Source organism: Lysobacter sp. K5869 (genome assembly GCF_018847975.1).
GTDB lineage: Bacteria > Pseudomonadota > Gammaproteobacteria > Xanthomonadales > Xanthomonadaceae > Lysobacter.
On record NZ_CP072597.1, the window covers coordinates 4201141 to 4226850 of the forward strand.

Annotated in this window: 24 protein-coding genes and 1 pseudogene; 9 read left to right on the top strand and 16 right to left on the bottom strand. The window is 71.3% G+C overall.

The window, feature by feature from the left end; translation table 11 throughout:
• Positions 1-207: 207 nt before the first annotated feature.
• From bglX to J5226_RS17655, 4 genes are all read right to left on the bottom strand, one after another.
• Entirely contained in the window at positions 208-2391 is a 2184-nt protein-coding gene (gene bglX, locus J5226_RS17640) for a beta-glucosidase BglX (protein ID WP_215835730.1), read from the bottom strand.
• A gap of 554 nt (positions 2392-2945) precedes the next feature.
• A complete protein-coding gene (locus J5226_RS17645) occupies positions 2946-4166 on the bottom strand; it encodes an OmpA family protein (protein ID WP_215835731.1) in 1221 nt (406 codons plus the stop codon).
• A 197-nt stretch (positions 4167-4363) separates the two neighbouring features.
• A complete protein-coding gene (hmpA, locus tag J5226_RS17650) occupies positions 4364-5578 on the bottom strand; it encodes an NO-inducible flavohemoprotein (RefSeq protein WP_215835732.1) in 1215 nt (404 codons plus the stop codon).
• 28 nt (positions 5579-5606) lie between these two features.
• Entirely contained in the window at positions 5607-5975 is a 369-nt protein-coding gene (locus J5226_RS17655; protein ID WP_215835733.1) for a group III truncated hemoglobin, read from the bottom strand.
• Positions 5976-6081: 106 nt separating this feature from the next.
• On the opposite strand from J5226_RS17655, the gene J5226_RS17660 reads away from it, so the two are divergent.
• Positions 6082-6531, top strand: a complete 450-nt coding sequence (locus J5226_RS17660; protein WP_304414056.1) for an Rrf2 family transcriptional regulator — start codon at positions 6082-6084, stop codon at positions 6529-6531.
• 441 nt (positions 6532-6972) lie between these two features.
• Here J5226_RS17660 and J5226_RS17665 read toward each other — a convergent pair whose 3' ends face one another.
• Positions 6973-8166 (bottom strand): cellulase family glycosylhydrolase, encoded by a 1194-nt coding sequence (locus tag J5226_RS17665; protein ID WP_215835734.1) that lies wholly within the window; start codon positions 8164-8166, stop codon positions 6973-6975.
• A gap of 206 nt (positions 8167-8372) precedes the next feature.
• Here J5226_RS17665 and J5226_RS17670 point away from each other — a divergent pair, with 206 nt between their 5' ends.
• Together J5226_RS17670 and J5226_RS17675 are read left to right on the top strand one after the other, a co-directional pair.
• On the top strand, positions 8373-9143 hold the full coding sequence (locus J5226_RS17670; protein WP_215835735.1) for a DNA/RNA non-specific endonuclease: 771 nt from the start codon (positions 8373-8375) through the stop codon (positions 9141-9143).
• Between the two features lie 179 nt (positions 9144-9322).
• Positions 9323-9877, top strand: coding sequence for a DUF308 domain-containing protein (locus J5226_RS17675; protein ID WP_215835736.1), 555 nt, complete (start codon positions 9323-9325; stop codon positions 9875-9877).
• 9 nt (positions 9878-9886) lie between these two features.
• Here the strand turns inward: J5226_RS17675 and J5226_RS17680 are convergent, their stop codons facing one another.
• On the bottom strand, positions 9887-10567 hold the full coding sequence (locus J5226_RS17680; protein ID WP_215835737.1) for a helix-turn-helix transcriptional regulator: 681 nt from the start codon (positions 10565-10567) through the stop codon (positions 9887-9889).
• Between the two features lie 104 nt (positions 10568-10671).
• Between J5226_RS17680 and J5226_RS17685 the strand changes: the two genes are divergently transcribed.
• Entirely contained in the window at positions 10672-11682 is a 1011-nt protein-coding gene (locus J5226_RS17685; protein WP_215835738.1) for an alpha/beta fold hydrolase, read from the top strand.
• Positions 11683-11686: 4 nt separating this feature from the next.
• On the opposite strand, the pseudogene J5226_RS25475 reads toward J5226_RS17685, so the two are convergent.
• The 7 genes and pseudogenes from J5226_RS25475 to J5226_RS17720 form a co-directional block, all read right to left on the bottom strand.
• Positions 11687-11884 (bottom strand): annotated as a pseudogene (locus J5226_RS25475) (DUF4287 domain-containing protein); the annotation flags it as partial.
• Between the two features lie 341 nt (positions 11885-12225).
• Complete coding sequence (locus tag J5226_RS17695; RefSeq protein ID WP_215835740.1) at positions 12226-13050, bottom strand: DUF4198 domain-containing protein; 825 nt, start codon at positions 13048-13050, stop codon at positions 12226-12228.
• A gap of 10 nt (positions 13051-13060) precedes the next feature.
• Complete coding sequence (locus tag J5226_RS17700) at positions 13061-13552, bottom strand: hypothetical protein (protein ID WP_215835741.1); 492 nt, start codon at positions 13550-13552, stop codon at positions 13061-13063.
• Positions 13549-14151 (bottom strand): HupE/UreJ family protein, encoded by a 603-nt coding sequence (locus J5226_RS17705; RefSeq protein WP_215835742.1) that lies wholly within the window; start codon positions 14149-14151, stop codon positions 13549-13551. Before J5226_RS17705 ends, J5226_RS17700 begins: the two co-directional genes overlap by 4 nt.
• Positions 14148-15371 carry a DUF4331 domain-containing protein gene (locus tag J5226_RS17710; RefSeq protein ID WP_215835743.1) on the bottom strand — a complete coding sequence of 408 codons (1224 nt, stop codon included), beginning with the start codon at positions 15369-15371 and terminating at the stop codon, positions 14148-14150. Before J5226_RS17710 ends, J5226_RS17705 begins: the two co-directional genes overlap by 4 nt.
• A gap of 133 nt (positions 15372-15504) precedes the next feature.
• Entirely contained in the window at positions 15505-17019 is a 1515-nt protein-coding gene (locus J5226_RS17715; protein WP_215835744.1) for a GH-E family nuclease, read from the bottom strand.
• 69 nt (positions 17020-17088) lie between these two features.
• On the bottom strand, positions 17089-17592 hold the full coding sequence (locus tag J5226_RS17720) for a DUF2938 domain-containing protein (RefSeq protein WP_215835745.1): 504 nt from the start codon (positions 17590-17592) through the stop codon (positions 17089-17091).
• A 142-nt stretch (positions 17593-17734) separates the two neighbouring features.
• On the opposite strand from J5226_RS17720, the gene J5226_RS17725 reads away from it, so the two are divergent.
• The 4 genes from J5226_RS17725 to J5226_RS17740 all read left to right on the top strand — a co-directional run bounded on the left by J5226_RS17725 (position 17735) and on the right by J5226_RS17740 (position 21458).
• Positions 17735-18424, top strand: a complete 690-nt coding sequence (locus tag J5226_RS17725; protein WP_215835746.1) for a metalloregulator ArsR/SmtB family transcription factor — start codon at positions 17735-17737, stop codon at positions 18422-18424.
• A gap of 246 nt (positions 18425-18670) precedes the next feature.
• Positions 18671-19858, top strand: coding sequence for a benzoate/H(+) symporter BenE family transporter (locus J5226_RS17730; RefSeq protein WP_255322838.1), 1188 nt, complete (start codon positions 18671-18673; stop codon positions 19856-19858).
• 167 nt (positions 19859-20025) lie between these two features.
• Positions 20026-20304, top strand: a complete 279-nt coding sequence (locus tag J5226_RS17735) for a hypothetical protein (protein WP_215835748.1) — start codon at positions 20026-20028, stop codon at positions 20302-20304.
• Between the two features lie 137 nt (positions 20305-20441).
• Positions 20442-21458 (top strand): transporter, encoded by a 1017-nt coding sequence (locus J5226_RS17740; protein ID WP_215835749.1) that lies wholly within the window; start codon positions 20442-20444, stop codon positions 21456-21458.
• Between the two features lie 116 nt (positions 21459-21574).
• Here the strand turns inward: J5226_RS17740 and J5226_RS17745 are convergent, their stop codons facing one another.
• The 3 genes from J5226_RS17745 to J5226_RS17755 all read right to left on the bottom strand — a co-directional run bounded on the left by J5226_RS17745 (position 21575) and on the right by J5226_RS17755 (position 25058).
• On the bottom strand, positions 21575-22711 hold the full coding sequence (locus J5226_RS17745) for a M23 family metallopeptidase (RefSeq protein WP_215835750.1): 1137 nt from the start codon (positions 22709-22711) through the stop codon (positions 21575-21577).
• A gap of 137 nt (positions 22712-22848) precedes the next feature.
• The gene (locus J5226_RS17750) at positions 22849-24267 is read right to left on the bottom strand and encodes a hypothetical protein (RefSeq protein WP_215835751.1); all 1419 of its coding nucleotides are present in this window, start codon (positions 24265-24267) and stop codon (positions 22849-22851) included.
• 56 nt (positions 24268-24323) lie between these two features.
• Positions 24324-25058, bottom strand: a complete 735-nt coding sequence (locus tag J5226_RS17755) for a glycoside hydrolase family 16 protein (RefSeq protein ID WP_215835752.1) — start codon at positions 25056-25058, stop codon at positions 24324-24326.
• A 228-nt stretch (positions 25059-25286) separates the two neighbouring features.
• On the opposite strand from J5226_RS17755, the gene J5226_RS17760 reads away from it, so the two are divergent.
• On the top strand, positions 25287-25631 hold the full coding sequence (locus J5226_RS17760) for a hypothetical protein (protein ID WP_215835753.1): 345 nt from the start codon (positions 25287-25289) through the stop codon (positions 25629-25631).
• The last annotated feature ends 79 nt before the right edge of the window (positions 25632-25710 follow it).

Below are 25710 nucleotides of genomic sequence, written 5' to 3' on the forward strand. Positions count from 1 at the left end.
GAGGGGTGATGACTCCTCTGGCGGCGGCTCGAGGTACGAAGAGGCGCGGCGGGGATGGCGCGCGCGGGCCGTCAGTATAGGCCTTGAAGCGCCGGTGCGACCGGTTTCACGATCGTTCCGGCCGCGCGGCGCGGAATCGGGCGACGGCGGGCGGCTCGTCGGGCGCGCCGGGCGCGAACGCGACCAGACACGTCCGACACCGCGGCCTCAGCCTTGCGCCGCGAGCAACTCGAACTGCACCGCATCCCCGGCCGTGGCCGACGGCGCCAGCCACAAGTCGAACAGCCCCGGCTCGGCCGCGCTGCGATTGTCGACGCCGCGGAATTCCAGATCGGCGCGCGACAACGCGAACTCGACCTCGCGGCTCTCGCCCGCCGCCAAGGCGATCTTGGCGAAGCGCTTGAGCTCGCGCACCGGCCGCACGCGGCTGGCGACGCGGTCGCGCACGTACAGCTGCACCACTTCCTCGGCCGCGCGTTCGCCGATGTTGCTGACCCGCACCCGTGCGCGCAATTCGCCGTCCCAAGCCAGCGTCGGCGCATCCAGGCGCGCTTCGCCGTATTCGATGCGGCCGTAGCTCAAGCCGTGCCCGAACGGATACAGCGCCGCGTGAGTCGTCTCGCGCCACTTGGTGCGGAACGCTTCCATTCCGCCGGGGATGTACGGCCGCCCGGTCGAGGGATGGTTGTAGTAGTACGGCTGCTGCCCCGAGTCGCGCGGGAAGCTCACCGGCAAGCGGCCGCTGGGGCCGTGATCGCCGAACACCAGATCGGCGATCGCGGGGCCGGTCTGGCTGCCGAGGAACCAGGTGACCAACACCGCGTCGGCGCGCTCCAGCGAGCCCAGCGCGAGCGCGCGGCCGCAGCGCAGCAGCACGATCACCGGCGTGCCCGCGGCGATCACCGCCTCGGCCAAGGCCTGCTGCGCGGCCGGCAACACGATCTGGGTGCGCGACTGCGCTTCGCCGGAGAAATCGCTGGGTTCGCCGACCGCCAACAGCACCGCGTCGGCGCCGCGCGCGGCGGCCACCGCGGCGTCGATGCCGCCGTCGATCGCGTCCTGGAAGCCGCTGCCCTCGACCACCTGCAGCGCATCGCCGTCGGCGAGCGCGGCGCGCAGGCCGGTTTCCAGATCGATCTCGCGCGACGGGTCGCCGAAGATGTTCCAGCAACCGGCGAGGTTGGCGCGGTCGCGCGCGAACGGGCCGATCAGCGCGATGCGCTGGCCCGACTTGCGCAGCGGCAATACGCCGTTGTCGTTCTTGAGCATCACCACGCTGCGCCGCGCGGCCTCGCGCGCGAGCTCGTCGTGCGCGGCCAGATACGGCGCCGGGCCCGGCGGCGCTTCGTTCAAGGAGCGGTAGGGATTCTCGAACAACCCCATGCGCGCCTTGACCGTGAGGATGCGGCGCACCGCGGTGTCGACGGTCGCCACCGACACTTTGCCTTCGGCGACCAGCGCGTTCAGATGGTCCATGAACACGCCGCTTTGCATGCTCATGTCCAGGCCGGCGCGGATGCTGAGCTCGGCGGCGTGCTTCTCGTCGGCGGCGTAGCCGTGCGCGATCAGCTCGAAATCGGAGGTGTAGTCGGATACGACGAAACCTTCGAAGCCCCACTGTTCGCGCAACACGCCGGTCAGCAGGTCGCGGTTGGCGGTGGCGGGCACGCCGTTGATGTCGTTGAACGAACTCATCACCGTCAGCGCGCCGGCCTCGATGGCGGCCTTGAACGGCGGCAGGTGCACGTCGAACAAGGTCTGCGGCGACAGGTCGACGGTGTTGTAGTCCAGGCCCGCGCCGACCGCGCCGTAGGCGGCGAAGTGCTTGGGCGTGGCCAGCAACGAGTCGTCGGCGGTCAGGTCCGGGCCTTGGAAGCCGCGCACGCGGGCGCGGGCGAAGGCGCAGGCGAGCACGGTGTCTTCGCCGGTGGTTTCGGCGACGCGGCCCCAGCGCTGATCGCGGGCGATGTCGACCACCGGCGCGAAGGTCCAGTGCAGGCCTTCGCGGGTCGCTTCCACTGCCGCCGCGCGCGCGGTGCGCTGCGCCAGTTCGGGCTCGAAGCTGGCCGCTTCGCCGAGCGGAATCGGGAACACGGTGCGCATGCCGTGGATGACGTCGGCGCCGAGCAGGATCGGAATGCCGAGCCGGCTCTCCTCGACCGCGATGCGCTGCAGTTCGCGGCCTTCTTTCGCGCCCACGCCGTTGAACAGCGCGCCGACCTGGCCCGCGCGGATCAACTCGCGGGTGCGCTCGGGCCCCCACTGGAACGAATCCGGGTTGACGTCGAAAGCGAAGGGGCGGATGGAATCGGCCAGGATCGACAGCTGACCGATCTTCTCCTCCAGCGTCATCCGATCGATCAGTGCCTCGATATCAACGCGGCCGGTCATTTAAAAGCGCTGCCCTGCATGGAAATGTCGTCTATTCATCATATGTAAACGGTTACATGAGTGTCAACGCAAGGCCGGCCTGCCCAAGCGGGCGGGCGGTGCCGAGGTGGCGACAGCCCCGTACCCGGCGGGCCTGAGGCGGCGGCCGGGGAGCGGAGAGTAGACGATTCGCCGGGGCGGCGCTGCACGGGGCGGCCCTAGGGGAGGCGTCGGTTCGCCCCGCGTGCCCTACCCGCTTCCGTAGGGGTGACGTAAGCCGCGGCCGCGAAACCGGGCTTACGACGCAAGCCGACTAGCGCGGTCGCAGCTTGCGCAGCTCCTACAGTCGGAAATGCCGTAGCGCGGCCCCTTGTAGGAGCGGCGTGAGCCGCGACCGCGAAACCGCGCTTACGACGCAAGCCGACTAGCGCGGTCGCAGCTTACGCAGCTCCTACCCCTGGAAATGCCGCAACGCAGCCCTGTAGGAGCGGCGCGAGCCGCGACCGCGAAACCGCGCTTACGACGCCAACCGCCTAACGCGATAACCGGCTCCCCAGCCGACCCGATGAAAACCATCAAGTCCGCACGAAGATCTCGACCCGCCGGTTGAGCTGGCGCCCGCCCGGATGGTCCTGGCCGCCGATCTCGTTCGGCGCCACCGGCTGCGATTCGCCGTAGCCCTTGGCCGCGGCCTGCTGCGCCGCGCCGCGTTCGCTCAGCGCGGCGGCCACCGCCTGCGCGCGCCGCTGCGACAGCGCGAGGTTGTAGTCGTCGCTGCCCTTGGCGTCGGTGTGGCCGCCGATTTCCATGCCCGAGGCGCGCACGTCCTTGAGCGCCGCGGCCAAGGTATCGAGCACCTTGGCGGCGTCGGCGCGGATGTCGGATTTGTCGAAATCGAACAGCACGCGGTCGCTGAGCGTGATCAGGTAACCGCACGGCGCGCCCGGCGGCGCGAATTTCTTCAGCGACGGAAACCGCCCGGCCGGCGCGACTTTCGCCAGCGCCGGCAACGTGACCTCGCGCGCCGGCGCGCCGATGCGGCCGCGGCCGTCGCCGTCGACCGTAACCAGACCGAGCGGCCCGTTCCAGCGGCCGCTGCCGTCGTTGTTGATCGTCACCAACCCCAGCGGGCCGTTCCAGGTGCCGCTGCCGTCGCCGTTGTTGCGGATCAAGCCGCTGTCGCCGTTCCAGGTGCCGGCGCCCTTGCCGTCGAGGGTGATGATGCCGGCCGGACCGTTGTAGGACCCCGAGCCGTCGGCCTCGACCCGCACCAGCGCGCCGCCCTCGCCGTCCTCATCGCCGCCGTCGCCGTTGATGCTGCCGCTGCCGTCGGCGTTGACCGTGATCAGGCCGCCTTCGTAATTGGCGGTGCCGCTGCCGTCGGCGGCGACCTTGAAGATGCCCTCGTCGCCGATGCGGCTCAGTTGCCCTTGCGCATCCACGCTGGTCAAGCCGGCGTCGTGCAACAGCGCGCCGCCGGCGCCGCAACGCGCCGGCGTCACCTTCACCCCGGCGATGGGATCGAGCACCGGCGCCATCGCCGATTCCAACGCGCGCTGCGCGGGCGTGACGCCGACGATCTCGGGCACGACGATGACGGGGATCGCCGGAAACTGCGCGGCGATGGCGTCGGCTTCTTTCTGCGCGTCGGACTCGACGCCGTCGTCGGCGGCCGCTGCGGGAGTCGCCGCGGCCGGAGTCGGCGCGCCCGCGGGCGCGGGCTGCGCGCTGTCGCGGCCGCATCCGGCGAGCGCCGCGGCGGCGAGCAAAACCAAGGGGAAAACGCGGATACGCATGGGGCTCTCCTTGTCCGAGAATCGATGTCCGTGAGTTCGGCGCGGCGCCGCGATCCGAAGATCGCCGCGCCCCCCCTGCGCGCCCGCTGGCGACTCTTTTACCCGATGCCGGCGACAGGGAAAAGACCTTGCCGCGTCTGCTCTCAGTCGCCGCGTGCGGCGTTCGCGCACTGATTTCAGTCGAACGGCCGATGGTTTCAGGCCGCCAAACGTTCGTCGGCCGGCCCGAAAAATTCGTAATGCACGCGCTCGTCGGCCACGCCCGCGCGCGCCAGCGCCGGCACCAGCGAACGCAGGAACGGGCGCGGCCCGCACAGATAGATGTCCGCGTCCAGCAACGGGACGTTCGCGCGCAGCCAGTCGGCATCGATGAAGCCGGTGCGATGCTCGGCGTCGCCGGCCGCGGGCTCCGCATAGAAGGTGCTGACGCGGATACGGCCGTGAGCTTCGGCGAGCGCACGCACGTGCGAGGCCATCGCATGGCTGGCGCCGTTGGCGGTGCCGTGGACGTAATGCGTCTCCAGGTGCGGATGCCGCGCGGCGATGGTTTCGAGCATGCTCACCATTGGCGTCAGCCCGACCCCGCCCGACAGCAGCACTACCGGGCGCGGCGGAGCGGCAGGCAGGAAGAAATCGCCCGACGGCGGCGTCAGTTCGATCCGGTCGCCGACGCGCACCGCGTCGTGCAGATGGCGCGAACCGCCGTGGCCGCGCGCTTCGCGCTTGACCGTGATGCGATAGCCCTCGCGGTTCGGGCCGCAGGAAATCGAATAATTGCGCTTCGCCATCCCCTGCCCCGGCACGGGATAACGCAAGGTCAAATACTGTCCGGGCCAATGCGCGATCACCGCGCCGCCGTCGGCCGGGCGCAGCTCGAACGACGCGATGGGCGCGTCCGCCGCGCGGTTCTCCGTGCGCTTGGCGGCGACGACGAACTCGCGCCAGCCGCTCCAGCCGCCGACCGCCTGCGCCAATTCGCCGCGCAGTTCGGCCTCGCGCTGCTTGAGCAGATCGGCGAGGAACCAATACGCATCGCCCCACGCCGCCAGCACTTGCGGCGTGGCCGCCGCGCCGAGCACCTCCTCGATCGCGCCGAGCAAGGCGCGGGCGACGAAGGGATAGTGCTCGGGCAGGATGTGATAGCTCACGTGCTTCTGCGCGATGCGCTCGACCGCGCCGGCCAGTGCGGGCAAATCGTCGATGTGTTGGGCGTAGGCCAGGATCGCGCCGGCCAACGCATGCGCCTGCGGGTTGTCGCCGCCCTGGTTGGCGCGATTGAACAGCGCGGCGATGTGTTCGTCGCGGAACAGACGGCGGTACATCGCCGTGGTGATGGCGTGTCCGTGCGCGGCCAATGCGGGCACGGTGGCGCGGACGACGGCCACGGTGGCCTCGTTCAGTACGGTGGTCATGAGGGTTCCTCGGTTTCGGGTGATCGGTTCAGATCTGCGCGAGCACGCGCTGCAGGTGTTCGGCGATGCGGCCGGCGCGCGCCTGCACGGCGGCGGCCTGCGCGGGCGGCAGCGATTCGTCGCTGCAACGGCGCCACAGCGCCAGCCAGCGTTGGAACAGTTCGGGGCGGATGCGTTCGGCGTGGCGCGAATGCAGTTGCGCCGGATTGCCGCGGTAACGGCCGCTGCCGAGCATCAGCGAGGTCCAGAAATCGATCAGCCGGCGCTCGTGTTCGTCCCAATCGTGCACCGCCGCGGCGAATACCGGGCCGAGTTCGGCGTCGGCGCGCGCCTCGCTGTAGAAGCGTCGGACCAAGGCGGCCAACGCGGTTTCGTCCAATCCCTCGAAGTCGCGCATCGCGCGCTCCTTTCGCCGTCCGGCGTTTAAACATTCATCACGAATGCATGATATTGGCCGCGACTAAAACATGCAAACAAAATGACTGTTATCATGCTGCGACCCGATGCCGCACCCCGCCGCGACGCCGCCGATGAAGCTCAGCCTCTACACCGACTATTCCCTGCGCGTGCTGATCCATTTGGGCACGCACGAGGGCGAACTGGCCTCGATCGCGCGGATCGCCGAGGCCTACGGCATTTCCCACAGCCATCTGACCAAGGTCGTGCAGGACTTGGGCGCGGCCGGCTATATCGAAACCGTGCGCGGCCGCAACGGCGGCATCCGCCTGGGGCGGCCGGCGGCGAAGATCGGATTGGGCGAGGTCGTGCGCCACACCGAAGCGCATTTCGATCTGGTCGATTGCGGCGGCTGCCTGATCGCGCCGGCGTGCGGGCTGCCGCCGATCCTGGCCGAGGCGACGCGGGCGTTTTTCGCGGTGTTGGATGCGTACACGGTGGCGGATTTGCTCGGCAAGCAGCGGGCGTTGCAGCGGTTGTTCGCTGTCGGCGCGTAGGCGGGCCTTCCCTTGGATGCGGCGCGAGCCGCGACCGCGAAACCATGCTTGCGACGTAAGCTCGCTAACGCGGTCGCAGCTTACGCAGCTCCTACCGTCGGAAATGCCGCAACGCAGCGCCTGTAGGAGCGGCGTGAGCCGCGACCGCGAATCCACGCTTACGACGCAAGCCGACTAACGCGGTCGCAGCTTGCGCAGCTCCTACAGTCGGAAATGCTGCAACGCAGCGCCTGTAGGAGCGGCGTGAGCCGCGACCGCGAATCCACGCTTACGACGCAAGCCGACTAACGCGGTCGCAGCTTGCGCAGCTCCTACAGTCGGAAATGCTGCAACGCAGCCCCCTGTAGGAGCGGCGCGAGCCGCGACCGCGAATCCATGCTTACAACGCGGTCGCAGCTTGCGCAGCTCCTACCGTCGGTCAGGCCGCAACGCGGCGTCCGGTCACTTGCGATCCGCGGCCAAGCGCTTGCGGATCGGCTCGAACTCGGGCGTGGCTTTGCGCGCCACCGGGTCGGGCTGGCCTTGCTCCATCGCCTCCCAGTAGCGCCAGTCGACTTTCTTCTTGCCCAGTTCGTAGTCCATCGCATCCCACGCGTCCTCGCGGAACGCATAGAACGCCCAGTGCGCGCCGGCCTGGTCCACCGCGGTCAGTACGTCGTCGAGATAGCGCGCGCAATCGTCGAGCTGGCGCACGCAGCCGAATTCGCCGGCGACCATGCGCGTGGCCGGCACGCCGCGCGCCTTGGCCCAGTCGAAGGCCTGGGCCAGATGCGCGGCGACGCGCTCGCGGTTCCAGGTGTCCTCGCCCCCGCCGTAGGGCGCGGGGCCGGGGTAGACGTACGGTTTGGCGCGCTTGAGGTTCGGCGCGCTGGTGACTTGGTACGGCTCGTACATGTGCACGCTGTAGAGCGTCTTGGCGTCGGCCAGCGCTGCCGGCCAGTAGGCGAAGCCGCCGGCGGAGGCGTACCAGCCGGCGTCGAGCATGATCGGCGTGTCGGGATCGACCTCGCGGATCGCGCGCACGATGCGCTGGTAGAACGCCGGCAGGTCGCGCGCGCCGCCGCGTTGTTTCGCGTACCAATCGCGGCGCTGCTGCGCGTCGGCGTACTCGCTCAGTCCCGCTTGCTTCTCCGGCGCCGGTTCGTTGATGAGGTTGTACGCGGCGACGCCGGGCTGGTCCTTGAGTTCGCGCGCCAGATCGCGCCAGAAGCGCGCGGCGGCCTCCCAATGTTCGCGGTCCTGCCACAGCCGGTCGTCGAAGCGGCCGCCGTTGTTCTGCGCCCAGCGCGAGTACGGCAGCGACAGCGGCGCGACCACGGTCTTCAGCCCGGCCGCGTCGGCGCGCGCCAGCGCGGCCTTCAGCGTCTTCAGGTCGGTCGCGGACAGGCCCCGATAGTCGTCGGCGTCGCCGATCAGGAAATCGCGGCGCTCGGGCTTCCATTTGTCGTAGGACAGCCGCACCCAGCTCGCGCCGTAGCCGTGCAGCGCGGCGAAGTAAACCGCGTCCGGCGGCAGGCGGTTGAAGCTGTTGCCGCCGTGGCGCGGCGCGTCCCAGAAGCCGATCAGGTCGGCGGCCGCTGCCGGGCGCGGGACGGTCAGGGCACAGGCCAGGGCCAGCAACGAAAGAGCGCGCATGAGGATTCTTGATGCCTGGCGTTGCAGACTAAGAAGCCGTGGATGAACTCGAAGTGAGACCCTAGGCCATCACGAACCCAGCTAAAAAGCTCCGGCACAAAACCTAAAGCGCGTCGCGGAACCGCCAAAGGGCACGCTTTTTGTCATTAAACCGTTCGATACGGCTGGAATTTTATTCGGCTTCAGCACCGACCGGACGCCGCCCCATGAAATTCGCCGCCTGCCTCGCCGCCCTGGGCCTCGCCCTGGCCGCGCCCGCCGCCCTCGCCGGCGCCTGCACCAGCGCCAACAACGAGCAATACCCCAGCGGCCGCAAGCCGGTGCTGAGCATCGCCGATATGAACCAGAAGACCGTGTCGATCTGCTACCAGGACTACAACCTGTACGCGTCCAAGGTCACCGGCACCAATCTGTGGTCGGCGCAGCATCTGACCCGGGCCAAGGTGATCGGCGCCGAATCCATCACCCGCATCGATTCGACCTTCTTCAGCGAGTCGGGCTTCCCGACCACGCACAAGAGCTACACCAACAGCGGTTACGACCGCGGCCACATGATGCCGGCCGGCGACGCCTCGACCACGCCGGCGCAGAAGGAGACCTTCTCGGTCGCCAACATCGTGCCGCAGACGCCCAAGCTCAACCGCGGCACCTGGGCGCAGATCGAGAGCATCGTGCGCACCGTGGCCAAGGAATGGGACGAGGCCTACATCGTCACCGGCCCGGACTTCGACAACATGGACACGACCATCGCCAGCGGCGCGGTGGTGGTGCCGACCCAAACCTGGAAGGCGGTGTACGTGCCCTCCGCGCAAATCGCCGGCGCGTACTGGTGCGTCAACAGCGCCGCGCCGACCTGCTCGATCATTTCGCTGAACGAGCTCAAGCGCCGCGCCTTCGTCGATCCGTTCCCGAGCCTGGGCACGGCGCTGCGCGCGCAGACCGCGTCGGATTGGACCGACGTGCTGGTCCTGCCGTAAGCCATCGCTCGCCGTCGCGGCGATAACGCCGGACGGCCGCCCGACCGAACGCCGCGACGACGGCGCGACCACGGCGCCGGCCGCTTCGCCGCGTCGACCGCGCGACGCCGCCCGGCTTCATCCGCCGCCCACCGCGGCGGCGCCATGCTCGGGCCTCCACGCACGCCGGAGGCCCGCGCATGAACGCCCCACTGCTCGTCCATTTCGCCCGCCACTGGTGGGTGCTGCTGGTCTACGGCCTGATCGGGCTCGGCTTCGGCGTCGCCTGTTTCGTCGCGCCCGGCGCCAGCGTGGTCGCGCTGGTGTGGTCGTTCGGCTTGATGGCCCTGTTCGAGGGCGCGCTCAGCGCGGTCGCGCTGCTCTCCGGGCCGTCGGCGCTGGGCAAGGGCTGGCTGGCGCTGTACGCGCTGGCCTCGCTGACCTTCGGCGCGCTGGCGCTGCTGCGGCCGCTGGCGATCGCCGACGCGCTGATCTTTCTGCTCGCGGCGTGGCTGGTGATCGGCGGCGCGCTGCGCATCGTCTGGGCGATCGCGCTGCGCAAGGCGATCGACAACGAATGGTTCCTGGCCCTGAGCGGGTTGCTGATCCTCGGTCTGGGCGTATTGATGCTGCTGTATCCGCGCGCCGGTCTGGTCACCGTGGTGTGGTGGATCGGCCTGGGCGCGCTGATTTTCGGGCTGTTGCAGGTCGTCGTCGCGCTGCGCGTGCGCAAGCTCTCGCGCCGGTTGATGTGAGCGCGGGGCTCAGGCCTCGCGCCAGCGGCGCAGGCCGCGTTCGCCTTCGGCGCTGATCGACAGCGCGCGCGATTGCCGTTGCCGGCGCACCCAGGCGTTGGCGAGCAAGGCGTCGAGCAACGAAGCGCCGAGCTGGCCGCCGATGTGCGGCCGGCGTTCGCTCCAATCCAGGCACGGCCGCAGCGGCGGACGCCGCGCGGCCGGGTCCGGCGCGGCGATGCCGAAGCGCTGCAGTCGCTTCATGCCGGCCTCGCTCAGATGCCATTGGCCGCCGTCCTCGCGGATCCAGCCCGCGGCGAGCCAGGCTTCGGCCAGTTCCACCGCGACCTCCCCGGCCAGATGGTCGTAACAGGTGCGCGCATGCCGCAGCGCGGCGTCGCGCGGACCGAGCCGCTGCAGGCGCGCGGGCGCGGGCGGCGCGATCGCCATCAAGGCCTCCAGCGCGTGCGAGACCTGAGTCGAGGCCAAGCGGTGATAACGATGGCGGCCTTGCTGCTCGACCGCCAGCAACCCCGCATCGACCAAGCGCAGCAGATGGCCGCTCGCGGTCTGCGGCATGACGTTGGCGGCGCGCGCCAACTCGCCGGCGGTGCGGCTGCGGCCGTCCATCAGCGCGGCCAGCATCAGCGCGCGGGCGGGATCGCCGATGGCGGCGGCGATGCGGGACAGCGGCGGGCCGGATTCGTCCATGCGGCGATGATGACCCAAACCCCGCGCGCATGCTTCGGCCCAGGCCGAACCGTCGCGGCCGCGGCCTGCGCACACTGCGCGCTCCCTTCCGACGAGATGCGCTCATGTACCGACGCGATTTCCTCGGCGCCGCCGCGCTCGGCGCGGCGTGGCTGAGCGCCACCGCCACCGTCGCCGCGCGCGAGGCGCCCGAAACGCACGAGGTGCCGTGGACCGGCGACGGCGGCGAGCGCCTGCGTCTGGCCGCGATCCGGCGGCGCGCCGACGGCCCGGCCGCGCTGTACGTGCACGGTGCGACCTTCCCCGCCGCGCTGTCGGTGGACTGGCGCATGCACGGCCAGTCGTGGCTCGATCAATGGCAAGCGAACGGCGTCGATGCCTGGGCCTTCGATTTCGCCGGCTACGGCCGCTCGCAGCGCCCGGCGGCGTTCGCCGGCGCGGCCGACGCGGCGGCGCCGTTCGGACGCTTGGACGCCGCGGCCGCGCAGATCGTCGCGGTGGTCGAACGCATCCGCGCCGAACGCGGCGACGCGGCGCCGGTCCATCTGATCGCGCATTCCTGGGGCACCCTGCCCGCGCAGCGCGCCGCGATCCTGCGGCCGGAGCTGATCGCGCGCCTGGTCTTGTTCGGCCCGGTGGTGCCGGCCGCGACCGCGAGCGGCGCCGAGCGCAGTCCGGCGCCCGCCTGGCATCTGATGAGCGCCGCGGACCAGCGCCCGCGGCAACGCACCGGCATGCCCGCGCGCTTGCCCACGCCCGTGAGCGAGGCCGAACTGGAGCGCTGGGTCGCGGCTTATCTGGACAGCGATCCGGACTCGGCGCAACGCACGCCGCGCGCGGTCAAAGTGCCGGGCGGCCCCATCGCCGACATCGCGGCCTGCGACCGCGGCGAGGCCTTGGTCGACAGCGGACGCATTCGCCAGCCCACCTTGATCGTGCGCGGCGAATGGGACCACGTGACCGGCGACGCCGACGCCGCGCGCTTGTTCGCGGCCTTGACCCATGCGGCCGACAAGCGCGACGTCAAGATCGCCGGCGGCAACCACTGGCTGCACCTGCAGCCACAGCGCCGCGCGCTGTGGGCGGAAACGCTGTCGTTCCTGCGCGAAGGCTGAAGGCTCAGCCCTTCGCGGTCTGAGCCGCGCGGTACGCGACCAAGGCGTTGGCATGGCCGTGGCCGAGGCCGTGCGCGCTCTTGAGTTCGGCCACCCGTTCCATGTGCTTGCGCGGGCCGAGCGCGTCGATCACCGCGAACCAGTGCGCGACCGGCTTGCCGTAGGTCTTTTCGATCGACGGGAAGTAGGACGCGGGGCCTTTGACGGGTTCGGCGGCGGACGCGGCGGGTTTCGCGGGCGCCTTGGCGGTGGCGGGTTTCTTCGCGGTGGCGGCCTTGGCGGCGGTCTTCGTCGCAGTTTTGGCGGCGCTCTTGGGCGCGGCCTTCGCCGCGGCGGGAGCGGCCGGCTTCGCGGTCCGCTTCACGGCTTTCTTCGCCGCGGTTTTGGCGGCGGCCTTGGCCGGCGCGGCTTGCTGGCCGGCGGTGTTGGCGGCGGGCGTCTTGGCTTTGCGGGCGGTGGCCATGCGGGTTCCTCCTTGGGGAGCGCCGATAGTGCGGCAATCTCGGCGCGCGCGGAGGTGACGAATGTTAGAAACGCTCGCCGCTAACGCGACGCGCCCGCGGCGATCTCGAAACTCAGGCTGGTGAAGGTGGTCTCGAAATCGACTTCCGAGTCCGCCGGCAGCGGCCGGGTCCAGATCGCGTTCAACAGCCACGTGCCCACGCCCGGCGCGGCGAAACCGGCGCGGCCGGCGGCGTCGGTGCGTTGCGCGTCCAGCGGCTGCGCGTCGTTTTCCAGGCGGGTCAGTTTGACCAGCGCGCCGGGCAGCGGTCGGCCTTGCCACAGCACCCGCACCGACAGCGGCTTGGCCTGCGATTGCGGATCGGCGTCGAGCAGGATCTCCAATGGCAGTCCCAACGGCGTCGCCAACAGCGCGGCGGCGTCGGCCGGCGCCGAGCCCGCGCGCACCAGCGCCTTGCTGCGGCGGCTGTAGCGCTCGGAACCGTCGGCGGCTTCGCGCCCTTGGCTGCGCCGCTGTTCGAGTGCGGGCGTGAGCCCTTCGGCGCGCAGGTAGTCGTTGAAACGCGGCGCGGGCAAGCGGCTTTGCGCGCCGGCGTCGGTTTCCAGCACCAGCATCCAGGCGCCGGCAGGGACGGCGAAGCGCGCGTCGGCCGGCGCCTGCGGATCGGGATGCAGTTGCGGACGCAGATCGAGCCGGCGGCCGTCGGCGGCGATCGCCTCGAAGCGCTGGATCCGCCGCGACGGGATCGCCGAACGCTGGCGGTCGCGGCCGTGGCCGACTTGCAAGGTCAGCCCCGTCGCGGCCTGCGCCTGCGCGCGGTAGCGCTCGGGCTGGATCCAAAAATCGTGGGCGGCGGCGGGCGCGCTGCACAGCAACGCGGCGAGAACGCTGAGCGGACGCATCATCGCGGGTCTCCTATTCCAAATGATCGGGGCGGTCGCCGGGCACGACCGGCACGTAGGACAAAACCAGCGCCAACAGCGCCACCGCCGCCAGCCAACTGCCGGCGACCTGGATCGCGATGCCGCCGCCGCGCGCGGCGAGCCAGCGCGAAGGCAGCGCCAGCGCTAAACACAACGGCGCCCCTGCCGGCGGCGCGGCCGAGGTCGCGGCGAACGAGGCCGATGCGACGCTCAGGCCGGCGGCGAACGCCAATCCCAGCGCCACGCGCTCGCGGCCCGCGCCGCGCCAGTACAACGCCGCCACCGTCGCCGCGACGCCGATCCAGCACGCGGCGGTCGCGTGCGACGCCCATGTCGGCGGCGTTATCGTCCCGAGTCCCGCGACGACGCACCACGTCGCGGCGAACGCCAACGCGCCGCCCCGCCCCACGCGCGGCGGCAGCAACCCGAGCAACAGGCCCAGCGCCGCGCACCACAGCCCCGGCGCCCATGCCGCGCCGCTCATGCGCTTAGCGCCGAATACAGGAACGCCGCGCCCGCGGCCGCCACCGCCGCGCCGAACCCGCGCAGCGCGGCTCCGCTCAGGCGCTGGCCGAGTTCGCCGATGCCGATCCCCAGCACATGCAGCGAGCCGGTGGCGAGCACGAAGCCGAGGCTGTAGCCGGCCGGATCGGCCGCGGCCGGCAACTCGCGGCCGTGCGCGTAGCCGTGCAGCAGCGCGAACGCCGCGACCAAGGCGCAGGCCGCCCACACCGGCGCGCGCCAGCGGCAGGCGATGCAGGCGCCCAACGCCAGCACCGATAAGGCGATGCCGCTTTCCAGCGACGCCATCGGCAGGCCCAACAGAGCCAAGGCCGCGCCGACCACCATCATCAAGGGAAACGTCACCGGCAACGCCAGCCGCAGCGGCGCGCCCAACTGCGCGCCCCACGCGCCGACGCAGACCATCGCCAGCAAATGATCGCCGCCGCCGAAGGGATGGGCGAAGCCGGCGCCGAAACCGCCGCTGAGCCCGGTGCCCGAATGCGCGGCGGCCGCGCCGGCATACAGCGTCAAGGCCGCGAGCGCGCTCCAGCGGACGCGGCCCGACGCGGCGCGGTTCACGGCTGGTACTCCTGCTCCGCCGGCGCGAGGAACGGGAATTGCGCGATCGACGGCGTTTTCTCGTCGCGCTCCAACCCGTCGCTGACGCTGTCGGTGCGGCCGTCGACCAGCAGCGAGCGATACGCGTTGATCGCGGTCTGCAACGGCGTGCGCCCGCCGCAATCGCGGCGATACGCGCGGCGTCCGGCGGCTTGCGCCAGTTCCACCGCGAACGGCTGTTCGCAGCGCGTGCGCCGGCTGTCGATCCACAAACGGTCGTCGGCGAGCAACTGCGCCAAGGCGCGGTAACGCCGCTCCAGCGCCGGCGCGGCCAGCAGCGAGTTGCCGCAACGGCCGTCGAAGCCGTCGTACAGGGCGAGGCCTTTTTCGATCTCCGGCACGAACTCGGCGGCGTCCTTCGGCGCGATGGCGTTGTAGCGCTCTTTCAGTTTGTCGCTGACCTCTTCGCCGTCGAGCGTGCCGAGCAGCGCGTTGCCGGTCAGCACGCGACCGGCGCGGTCGATGCGGCGTTCGGAGGATTCGGTCGCCGCCCACACCGCCAGCAACGGCCCGCCGCGGTTGGCGGCCTTGAGATCGACCTGCACCACCAGCGCCGCCGGCGTCCAGCCGGCGAGGAAGTTGCGCGCCGGGCCGCCGTCGGTGTGGCGCCATTGCTCGGCGATGGCCCGCACCGTGGCCGGCGCGAGGCTGGCGCAGTGCGCGGCGTCCACCGGCGCGCCCGCGCGCAAGGCCGCGTCGGCGACGTTGTAGGCGGCGCGGGTGCCGCGCACGTTGTTGAAGAACGGGTCGTCGCGCAGGCCGGCGAACACGCGCAGGCGGTGGTTCTCGCCCCACAGGCCGTCTTCGCCGCGGGCGTCGCCGCGCGCGGCATCGACGCCGTCGGCGACGCATTCGGCGCGCTCGGCCGAGGGAAAGCGGCAGACGATCTCCAGGGTGGCATCGGCGCCGCCGAACCGGCGCGCGCTGTCGATCCGGAACACGTAGCGCAGCCGGTCGGAGAAGCGGTGCCCGACGATCGTCATGGCCAGATTCAGGCGGCGGCCGTCGGGCTGCATCCACGCATACAGATCGCCGATGTCGGCGCGCGGGTCGGCGATGACCGTGGGCGAATCCAGATGGTCGGAGGCCCGCGCCAGCATCGGCACGGCGGCGAGCGCGCACGACAGCGTCAGCGCCAGCCGGCGGCGGGCGCGCGAGGAAACGAAGCAGGAATCGGACATGGCGGCGGCGTCTGGCGAAGGAGGCGCCAGTACACCGGCGCGGCCGCGACCGCGCTGTCGGAATCTTTAGCGATGCGCCGGGCCGCCGCGCAATCGCGGCGGCCGGCCTATCCCGCCCGCGCGGCGGCCGCGTTCACAGCGTCAACGGCTTGCCGTGCTGCGGGGTGACGTCCATCGCCTGCACGTCGGCGGCCGGCTGCGCCTGCTGCCGGGTCTGCTGCAGCTCGTGCAGCTGCCGGCCGCTGTCGGCGGCGGCCTGGGCGCGTCCGGCCTGCAGGCCGACCTCGGTGTGCAGCATCGCGTCGGGCTGGCCGGTGTAGGCGTAGAAGGTCTGCCGCTGGGCGTTGTAGAGCACGCCGTTGGCGTTGTCCCAGCCCTGGTTGCGCACCGCCAGGGTCAGCGCCGCGGCGATGTTGCCGGTCTCGGTCGCGTTCAAGCCGAGCGATTCTCGGGCGTTGTGCGCCGTCACCTGCCCGTGCAAGGCCTGGTACAGCGGCGTGTCGGGATTGCGCACGTTGCCCAGCGCGTAGCGCGGCTGCACTTCGATCACCGGCCGCTCGTCCTCTTCCTCGTCCATGGCTTGCGGCTGCGGGCGCGGATTGAGCAGCTCGCGCAGTTCCTGCAGCGCGCGGTCGTCCTCGGCGGTCGGCGGGCCGGCTTCGACGAAGGCGCGGTCGAGATCGTCCTCCGGCTCCTCGTGCTCGCGGTCGCCGCGGTCGATGAATTCGCCGTTGATGTCCAGCTCCCATTCGTGCGAGCAGTTGGCGGCGCGGCTGACCAGACGCAGGTTGGTGGTGTCGTTGTACAGATCCAGCGCCTCGGCCTTGGTCATGCTGCCGCCGCGGCGGTCGAGCTCGGCGCGCGCGACGTCGTCGAACGGGCGGACGTGGTCGATGTCGAAGGCGTCGCGAGTCACCAACTGCCGGGTGACCGGGCATTCGAACAACGGCACCGCGCGGCTGTACTCGCCGTCGCCATCGATGGTCACCGTGCCGCGGTACTGGCGCGAGAGCTGGTTCTCGAACCACTTGCCTTCCACCCGGGTGTCGAAGCTCAGCTGCGAACGGCCGTCTTCCAAGGTCCAGCTCTGCGCGCGCGTGGTGGTGCGGCGGGCGCCGTCGGTGGCCGGATTGAACGCCGGGTGCGCCGCCTCGGGATCGAAGTGGAAATGCTTGCGCGACCAGGTTTGCCACGCCTGCGAATCGGTGCCGCCTTCCAGCGCGCGGTCGGCGGCGGTGCGGCCGCGGTTGATCGCGGTCGGCAAGGCGCGCAGGTTGCCCACGTCGTTGTAGGCCATGTGCGCGTCGGCCTGACTGCGCGTGCCCTTGTCGGTCAGGTGCTGCTTCCACGGCCGCACGTGGTCGATGTCCAGCGCTTCGGCGGTGTGCCAGGTGTCGGAGGCGCGGTTGCGGTACAGCAGCACGCTCTTGTCGCCCAGGGTCGTCGCCATCACGTCCATGTTCGCGCGCGCCCAGTCGTTGCGCATGTAGTGCACGGTGGAATCGTAGAACCCCAGGCCGGTGCGGCTGGCGTTGCGGTCCCAACCGCGCGACTGCAGGTCGGCGCCGTGCGCGGTCGGCCGCAGGTCGTCCCAACTGGCCAGCTGCACTCGCTGGCCGCCGCTCAACTGCCGGTTCTCGATGCCCATGTCCGCCTGCCTCCGGTTGCGATGCCTGCACCAACGGGCAAAGGCCTTCGCGCCGGACAGCGCGGCGGTCTACCGCGGCATCAACGCCGCCAGCAGCCACGCGCACAGATACAGGCCCAGGCCGAACAGGCCGTGGGTGATCAGGCTGCGCCGCCGCGCCAGCCACGGCTTGGGGGTCTTCGCCGCGGCGAGGCCGGCGCCGAGCCCGGGCTGCATCAGCAGGAACGGGAACGCCACCGTCGCCAGACCGAACGCCAGCGCCGGCCACAACGTCGGCTGACGCGCCCAAGCCGCGCCGCACAGCGCCAGCAGCGCGGCGCCGAACGCGACGCCGATGGCGTAATGCGCGAGCCAGCCGAGCGCGCGCTCGCCGCGCACCGGAGCGGACGCGCCGATGGGCGCGTGGACGAAACGGCCGTGGCGGAAGTGGCCGATCCAGCGGCCGACCAACGCCCAATCCAGGGTCGGGACCGAGAACGCGCGGCGTTGCAGCAGCGCCCACAGGTCGATCAGGACGGTGGCGCCGATGCCGATGGCGGCGCCGCGGAGCAACAGTTCGGGGGTGAAATTCATGGTCGCAGAGTCGAAAGCGCCGCGGTGGGGAGCGGACGGAAGGCGAATCGGGAAGCGCTCGGCCGGCGCCGTGGCGGGTTCCGTCGCGGCGCCGCCTCGGATATCATTCAATTGATTAATAGATTGATTGCCAAAAAACCCCATGTCAATCCGCGCCCCCGACTCGCCCGACTCCGCCAATCCCACCGACCCGCTGCTGGCCGACTGCGCCGAACTCGCCCGCGGCCTCGGCCACCCGCACCGGCTCGCCCTGCTCGAGCGTTTGCAGGCCGACGAAGCTCCGGTCGAACGCCTAGCCGAGGCCTGCGCGCTGTCGCTGGCCAACGCTTCGCAGCATCTGCAGCAACTCAAGCGCATCGGCGCGGTGCAGTCGCGGCGCGACGGCAAGCGCGTGCTCTACCGCCTTGGCGAAGGGCCGTTGGCGGAACTGTTGGCCGCGCTGCGCCGGCAGGCCGCGCACCGGCAGGCGCAGTTGCGCGCGGTGGCCGAGGACGCGGCGCGCGGCCGCGGCGAAGTCGAGGGCGTCTCGCGCGAGCAGTTGCTCTCGCGCTTGCTCGAAGGCCACACCACGCTGCTCGACGTGCGCCCGGCCGAGGAATTCGCGCTCGGCCATCTGCCCGGCGCGATCAATATTCCGCTGCCCGAGTTGGAGCGACGGCTGTCGGAACTCGCGCCGCAACGCGAGATCGTCGCTTATTGCCGCGGCCCGTACTGCGTGCTTTCGGCCGGCGCGGTGGCGATGCTGCGCGCGCAAGGGCTGCGCGCGCAGCGGCTGGCCGATGGGTTCGCGCAGTGGCGGGACGCGGGATTGGCGGTCGAGACCGGCGCATGAGGTTCGCCGAACGCCGATGATCGCGGCCGGGCGCATCGAACCGGACGATCCGCGTTGAGCCGACGGCCGTAGCGCCCTGCGCCATCGTCGCTTCCGACCTCATCCAAGAAGCCGCAACGCACCGCGCTTGCGCACCCCGGCCGACGCACTCCCGAAACACAGAAACGCTCCGCGCGCACAGCCCGCGCCCCGGCCGATACCGCATGATGGCGGCTTCGCCCCCGGCCCCGTCCCCGCATGCCGCACTTGCGCGATCTGTCTTTGTCCGCCGTCGTCGCCGGTTTCGTCGCCGTCCTGGTCGGCTTCACCAGTTCGGCCGCGATCGTGTTCTCCGCGGCCCAGGCCTCCGGCGCCGATCAGGCCGAAATCGCTTCGTGGATGTGGGCGCTGGGCCTGGGCATGGGCCTGACCTGCATCGGCTTGTCGCTTCGCTACAAGGTGCCCGTGGTCACCGCGTGGTCGACGCCGGGCGCAGCGATGCTGATCACCGGCGCGGCCGGCTTGCCGCTGTCGCAAGCCATCGGCGCGTTCGTGATCAGCGCCGCGCTGACCGTGGCGCTGGGCTTCAGCGGCTGGCTCGAACGCGCGCTGGCGCGGCTGCCGGCGAGCCTCGCGGCGGGCATGCTGGCCGGCGTGTTGCTGCGCTTCGGCTTGAACGTGTTCACCTCGATGCAGCACGACTTCGCCCTGGTGTTCGCGATGCTGCTGAGCTTCCTGCTGGCGCGGCGCTGGCTGCCGCGCTACGCGGTGCTGGTCGCGCTGGCCGTCGGCGTCGCGGTGGCCGGCGCGCAAGGCGGCCTGCATCTGGAGAAGCTCGAACTGGCCGTGGCCAAGCCGGTGTGGACCACGCCGGAATTCTCGCTGGCCGCCACCGTCGGCGTGGCGATTCCGTTGTTCGTGGTGACCATGGCCTCGCAGAACGTGCCCGGCATCGCGATCCTGCGCGCGCACGGCTACCGCGACACGCCGGTGTCGCCACTGGTCGGCTGGACCGGCATCGCCACCTTGCTGCTGGCGCCGTTCGGCGCGTTCGCGCTGAGCCTGGCGGCGATCACCGCGGCGATCTGCATGGGCGAGGATGCTCACGAGGATCCGCGCAAGCGCTACATGGCCGCGGTCGCCGCCGGCGCGTTCTATCTGATCACCGGCGTGTTCGGCGCCACCGTCGCGGCCGCGTTCGCGGCGTTCCCGCAGGCGCTGGTGATGGCCATCGCCGGCATCGCCCTGCTCGCCACCATCGGCAACGGACTGGCCTCGGCGCTGCACGATCCGCAGGAGCGCGAGCCGGCCTTGATCACGTTCCTGGTCACCGCCTCGGGGTTCACCGTGCTGCAGATCGGCTCGGTGTTCTGGGGCATGGTCGCCGGGGTGCTGGCGACCGTGGTGCTGCGCTGGCGCAAGGCCAAGCCGGCGGCGACCGATCCGGGACGCTGAGCGCGGAGCCGAGGCCCGCGGCCGCCGGGCCCGGGCGCCGGGTTCGAAGGCCGCGCCGCAGTTCCCCGCGGCCTCGCGCCGCCGATACGTGACCGCCGTTCGGACGATGCCGCGGCCGCCGTGCGGCGAGTATGCTCGGCTCCACCCCTTCGCCCCGGAACCGCCGCATGGAAGCCCGCCGCGTATCGCCTCTGGACTCGCCCGGCATGCGCGCCCTGCTCAGCCCGAGCGTGGTCGTCAGCCTCGCCCTGGCGCTGACCGCGGCGGTCCTGGCGGTGGTGTACTTCGTGCGCGGCGGCGACGCGCCCGTCGCCGCGGCGCCGGCCGCGGCCGCCCATCCCGCCGCCGCACCCGCGCCGCCGCCGGAGCCGGTCGAATTCCGCTGCGTCGACGGCCTGCGCGTGCGCAAGCAAGGCAGCAGCTATTCCAGCGAAGGCCGCTGCTGAAGCACGCCGCATCGTCCGCGGCGGAGCCGCTCCCGCGCCCCACGCCGAGGCCCGCGCGGCCGCCGCCATGACGCGGCCACGCCTTTGAGCTAGCGTATGCGCCGCACGCCCTCCCGCACCGCCCGGACCGCCGCTTCATGCGCATCGCCGACGCCAGCTACGGTTCCAACGAAGACGGCCTGATCTGGGGCTACCGCTTCGTCCCCGGGCTGCCGGCGCAGCCGATCAGCACCGACGAAGTCGCCGCCTTCCTGGCCGCGCCCGCCGACGGCGACGGCCGCGGCTTTCTGTGGCTGCACTTCTCCTTGTCCAACACCGGCAGCGAGCGCTACCTGCGCCGCGCGCTGCAGATGCCGGACGCGTTCTACGACAGCCTGCGCAGCGAGGTCGGCTCGACCCGGCTGGAGCTCGACGACAACGCGCTGATCGCGGTCATCCACGACGTGCTGTTCGATTCCAGCTTCGACGCGTCGGAAGTCGGCACCACCACCTTGTGCATCGGCCCGCGCCTGCTGGTGAGCGCGCGGCTGCGGCCGCTGCGCTCGGTCGATCAGCTGCGCGCGGCGGTGCGTTCGGGGCAAGTGTTCCGCTCGCCGGTCGAACTGCTCGCGCACTTGCTGCGCGATCAGGCCAGCGTGCTCGGCGAGATCCTGCGCAAGTGCACCCAGCAGGTCGACCGCATCGAAGACCGCCTGCTCGACAACCGCATCGCCACCGACCGCAAGCAACTGGGCGCGCTGCGCCGCAGTCTGGTGCGCCTGCAACGGCTGCTGGCGCCGGAGCCGACCGCGCTGTTCCGCCTGCTCAACCGTCCGCCGGACTGGATCGGCCGCGACGACATCGGCGACCTGCAACAAGCCGCCGAGGAATTCTCCACCGCGATCGGCGACTCGGCCGCGCTGGTCGAGCGGGTCAAGCTGATCCAGGAAGAACTCGCCGCGCTGGTCAACGAACAGACCGGCCGCACCTTGTTCGTGCTGACCGTGGTGACCGTGGTGGCCTTGCCGATCAACCTCGTCGCCGGCCTGTTCGGCATGAACGTGGGCGGCATTCCGCTGGCGGAGAACCCGCACGGGTTTTTGAGCGTGGTGCTGGGCCTGTGCGTGTTGACCGCGGTGCTGGCCTACGCCGCGTTCGGCCGCCATCGCGACTGAGCGCGGCCTGCGTCGTTGCGGGAGGGGCTCCAGCCCCGGCGCGGTTGGCTCAGGTCACCGCGATCCGAATGCAAAGCCCCGAAGCCGAAGCCCCTCCCGCAACGACGCGGGCGGCTTCAGCGCACGAATTCGATCACGGCGTTGGACTCGGGCAACTCGTCGCGGCGTTCGCCGGCGAGCTCCGCCGCGCGCGCCTGCCACGGCCGCTCGCCCAGGCCTTGCGCGCCGGGGTAATGGCCGAGCACATCGAACGCCTCGAACCCGAAAGCCACGCCCTCGCCCGCCAGCGGCACCGGCGCGTCGGCGACGTGGAAGTGCAGATGCGGGCCGGTCGAATCGCCGGTGAAGCCGAGTTCGGCCAACGGCTGTCCGCGGCGCACGCGTTCGCCCTGGCGCACCTTGAGGCTGCCGGGCCGCAGGTGTTCGTACAGCGCGTAGCGGCCGTCGCCGAGCGCCAGCGCCAGATAGTTGCCGGGCGCGCGGTCGAAATCGTGGCGTTGGCGCTGCGAGACGCGCTCGCTTTCGCCGATGCCGTCGCGCGCCGCGGCGATCACGCCGTCGGCCACGGCCAACACCGGCTCGCCGTAGCCGAGCGCGTTCTTGGCCAGGTCGGCGTCGCCGCGCGCGGTGCGGCCGTCGGCGTCGACGCGGACGAAGTCGATGGCGTAGCGGCCCGGCAGGCGCGCGCGGCCGTCGAGCGCGTAGAACACCCGCCGGTGCCCGCGCGGCCACTGCGGCGCATACACCGCGGCCCACGGCCCGCCGCGCAACGGCGGCCCGAGTTGCAGCGCCGCGGCGGCGCGCGGCGCCAACTGCGCGCCTTCGACCTGACCGGGCTCGGCGCCCGGCGCGGAGAATTCGACCTTATGCCGCAACGCGCGCGGCGCCTTCGCCGGCAAGTCGATCTCCAGATACAGCACCGCGCGCTCGCCCGGCCGCAAGGCGCCGTCCAGCGCCGCGTTCTGCGCGCCGATCACCCGCCCTCGCGCGGCCAGCGCATCGCCGCGCCACGCGGCCAAGGCCGCGCCGCTGTCGGCGTCGAGCACGCTCACGCCGTCCAAATGCAGCGGCGCCGCGCCGAAGTTGGTCAGGTGCAATTCGTACAGCAGGCGTTCGCGGCCTTCCACCGCGACCGGCGCGGGCGTTTGCGGCACGGCCAGATCGAGCGTGTCGACCGGCGCGGCGGCGCAGGCCGATGCGAACGCGGCGGCGGCGAGAGCTAGAACGGACGCGGACGAGCGGCGCAGCATCATGCGGCGGGTTCCGAACCGGAAGGTCGAGGCGAGGCCGCAGCTTCGGCCAAGGCGGCGGCCGCGTCCCCTGCCGATTGTCACCAACCCCGGCTGCGCCGCGCCGCCGCTTCAGCCGCAGTTCGGCTCGCGCGCCGGGCTCAGTCCAGGTCGATGGTCACCACGCTCATCCACGGCACCGCCACCGACAGCCGTCCCTGCGAATACGCCGCGCCGTCGGCGATGCGCTGCGGCGGCTGGAACTGGGCGCCGGCGAAATCGGCCGGGTCCATGCCGCGGGCGTAGCGCCACGCGCTGTAGCGGCCGGCGGCCGCGCCGGTCAGGGCCAGCTCGACTTGCCGGTTCACGCTCTCGGACTTGTTGATCAGCACGATCTTGCGCGGACGGTCGGTGGCGAAGACTTCCACATCCGGCAACTGCGTCGTCGCCGCGACCATGAACTCGCCGTGCCGCCGCGACCACGCGCCGCCGCTCCACGCCGACAATCCCCAATATGCCGGCAGCCGCAGATTGCGCCCGTTGGGCTGATCGTTGTTGCCGGTGCCGTCGCTGATCAATCCGAGCGGGCCGTTGTTGTCCGAGTATTGATACGCGTTGCCGCCGGCGCGCAGCACGTGGCCGATCAGCGAAGCGGTATGCACGGTGTTGCGCGAGGTGTAGAACGCGCTGCGCCACTGCGCGCCGTACCACGAGTTGTAGTTGAACTCGCCGAGCTGGATCGCGATGCCGCCGGCGCGCGCGCCGAAACTGCGGTCGATCTCCGCGCGCAACCAGGCGATGGCCGCGCCGTAATCGCCGGTGGCGCGCAGATTGTCGAGCGGCTCGCCCTTGCCGTACTTATGGAAATCGACCACATCGGTGTCGGCGTGCGCGGCGGCGAAGAACTTGCGGAAATCGCCGTACTTGTAATCGGCCCAGGTCACCAGCGACGGCCCGGCCAGCGACAGCGGCTGCGCCGAGGCCGCGCGCATCGCCGTCGCGATGGCGTGGAAACCGTCGCTGCCGTTGCCGCCGGCGATGTACGGGTCCATGCCGAAGCCGTTGTCCGGCTCGTTGCCGACGATGTAATCGACCACCGGGCCGCCGCGCTGGCCGCCGTTGTCGTTGAACCAGCGCACCAAGGCGGCGGCATCGCCGGCGCGGATGTCGTTGTCGTTCGTGGTGCCGCCGACCGCGATCATCGGGATGCCGCCGATGTCCTTGATCGCGCGGATGTACGCCTCGCCTTCGTTGCCGCTGTGGATGCCGCCCGCGGCCGAGCCGACCTGCCCGTCGTGGTGGAACAGCGGGATGCGCCAGACCAGCGGCCCCAGATCGTTCAAGTATTGGCGCCACTGCGCGCGCGCCGGCCCCTTGATCAGGTTGCTGCCGCCGTCGGAGAACGTGGAAATCGTGGAGCCCAGCGAATAGGCCGAAGTCGGCTCGCCATGGGCGGTGAAATCGACCGTCGCATTGGCGGCGGGCGCGGCCGCCGCGATCGGCGCGGCGAAAGCGAAGGCGAAGCAGGCGGCGGCGGTGGAAACGAGCGCGCGCAGCGGGCGTTTGCGATGGTCGGACATGCGGATCCTGGTGGCGTTGGGGGACAGGCAGCGGGTAAGGCCGGGAACGGCGCGGCTCACGGCCACGCCGATACCCGCACGTAATCGACGGTCAAGGTGCTGTCGAGCGCGGGATCGGGCGCGCCGGCGAACGAGCCGACCGCGATGTTGAGCAGCACCGTCGCCGGCGAGGCCTCGGGCACCGCGAACGGCAAGGTCCGCGCGCGGCGCCCGTCGATGTAGAACTCGGCCTGTCCCTGCGCGCCGGGACGCCAGCGCGCTTCGTAGACATGCCATTGGGTCGCATCGACCGCCAGTTCGCCGCCCTCGCCCGAGCTGTCGGTGTGCACGTGATACTCCGGCCGCCAACGCGAACCGTTGAGGCCGTTCTCCATCAGATCCAGTTCGCCGTGGCGCGGCCACAGCGCTTCGGGCTGTCCGAGCGTCCAGATCGCCGGCCACGCGCCGGACTGCCAGCGCGACATGCGCGCGCGCACCTGCACCCGGCCGCCGGCATGCGTCGCCCGGCTCATCAGCCGCGCGGAGGTGTAGCGATGGCCGTTGTAGTCTTCGCGGCGCGCGCGGAGGACCAACTGTCCCGCGCCGTTGAGCGCGGCGTTGCGGCCGCCGTCGGTGTAGCACTGGTCCTCGGCGCCGTTGCCCCAGTCGCAACCGGTCTGCTGTTCCCACTTGGCCGGATCGGGCTGGGCGCCGGCGGGGCCGTCGAATTCGTCCCGGAACAGATAGGTCTGGGCCTGGACGGGCGCGGCCAGCGCCAGCCAGGCCGCGGCGAGGAAAGCATGGGGATGCATCGATGGGCGATCCGTTCGGCGCAAAGCGGTGGCGCGAACTTAGGCGCGCGCCCTGTCGTTTACCTGTCGAACCGGCCGCCCACGCGCGGCGGCCGTGTTGCGATCCTCGAAAACGCGAACGCGTTAGCGCTCGGCCGCGTGGGCGAAGGTGCTTGCGTTCGCCGCGGGCATCGCCAATGATCGCGCTTCCCGCGGCCAAGGAGGCCGCTCGCGCAGCCCGCCGCCGACATGGACCGTCGTCCCTCCCCGCTCCCTCGCCGCCTCGCCCGCAGCCTCGCCGCCGCGCTGCTCGCGGCCGCGCTCGCCGCCTGCACCTCGACCGTGTCCGACCGTCAGGTCCGCGAGGACTTCGCCACCTTGCAGACCACCGGCGCGATCCCGGCCAAGGCCCGGCTCGAACGCATCGAACTGACCGACGGCACCCGCGACGGCGCCGACGTCGAGGTCTATTTCTGCCTGCCGGCCGGCAACCCCGCCCACGGCTGCGAGCCGCGCAACGCGGGGTTGTCGTATCAGAAGCTCGACGGGCGCTGGCAGCTGTTTTCGGTGGATGCCGAGCAGGCGGTGCAGTGAGAACAGGCAACGGCACGCGCGCGCGTCCGAAAGTGCGAAGATGCGGGCACCGGCCGCGCGCCGCCGCTCTCGACGCAGA